Origin of the sequence: Pseudomonas crudilactis, assembly GCF_013433315.1 — a bacterium.
Classification (GTDB): domain Bacteria; phylum Pseudomonadota; class Gammaproteobacteria; order Pseudomonadales; family Pseudomonadaceae; genus Aquipseudomonas; species Aquipseudomonas crudilactis.
This window is the reverse complement of the sequence record NZ_WXVV01000052.1, coordinates 1-943: the sequence shown is the minus strand read 5'-3', so window position 1 is coordinate 943 and position 943 is coordinate 1. Positions and strand designations below refer to the sequence as shown.

The window sequence follows — 943 nt, the reverse complement described above, 5'->3', positions numbered from 1 at the left end:
GGCGCTGCCGCCGCCCTGGATCACCAGTTCGGTTTTCGCGGTGATGGTGATGCGGTCGGCGTTGGCGGTGATGTTGAGTTTGGCCAGCAGGTTGATGCTGTCCTTCAGCGCACGCACGTCGATGTCGCCGGAGGCCGCAACCAGCCGCCAGCCCATGCTTTGCACGAACAGGCGCATGCCACGACTGGCGCTGGCCAGCAAGCGTTTGCCGATCGACAGGCTGGTGTGGCCGGTGCTGCTCAGCGCCAGGTGTTCGCCGGTGGCGATGTGGCTGGAGCGCGGTGTGGTCAGGGCGATGCCGGCGGGACTGGCGAGGACCAGATGCGGCTCGGTGAACTCGGGAAATTCGTTGGCGGTGAGGTTGGCGGGGCCCGAGCCGAGCACGCCTTGATGCTGGGCGTGCAACGCTTTGGCGACGTCGTCCTGGTCGCCCGCCTCTTGGGCTTGCAACTCTTTGGCTTGAACGGCGAATCCGTCCTGCTGATCGCTGGCCGTCGCGAGGCGTTCGGCAGTTTCCGGCAGATCCTTGTGGTGCTTGGATTCGTTCGGGCGCGGCTCGGTGGTGATCAGCAAACCGGCGGCGGCACGCACTGCGCCGTGGCGGTCGGTGCGTAATTCGAACCCTTCGCCGCGCGGCTGACCACCGCTCGGGCGCGGATGGGTCAGATAACCCAGGTTGATCGCACTCGCACCGTGGTCACTGCGCAGCGCGATGCTGATCTCGCTGGTGGTGTCGTCGATGCGCAGTTCGTTGGCGCGGCTGCCTTTGTATTCCTTGCTCTTGACCGTGGCCAGGGTCTTGAAATCCGGCAGTTTGTACGGCGGCAGATTGGCGCCGTGGTACAGGCAACCCGTGATCAGCGGCTGATCGGGATCGCCTTCAAGGAAGGTGATCAGCACCTCCATGCCGACCCGCGGAATGTTGATCGAGCCAAAGGTTTCC

The 943-nt window shown here is 64.8% G+C and carries 1 protein-coding gene; it reads right to left on the bottom strand.

Annotated elements, in window-relative coordinates; all coding sequences use genetic code 11:
* A partial coding sequence (locus GTU76_RS30715) for a type VI secretion system Vgr family protein (protein WP_180700258.1) occupies positions 1–943 on the bottom strand: 943 nt, incomplete at both ends.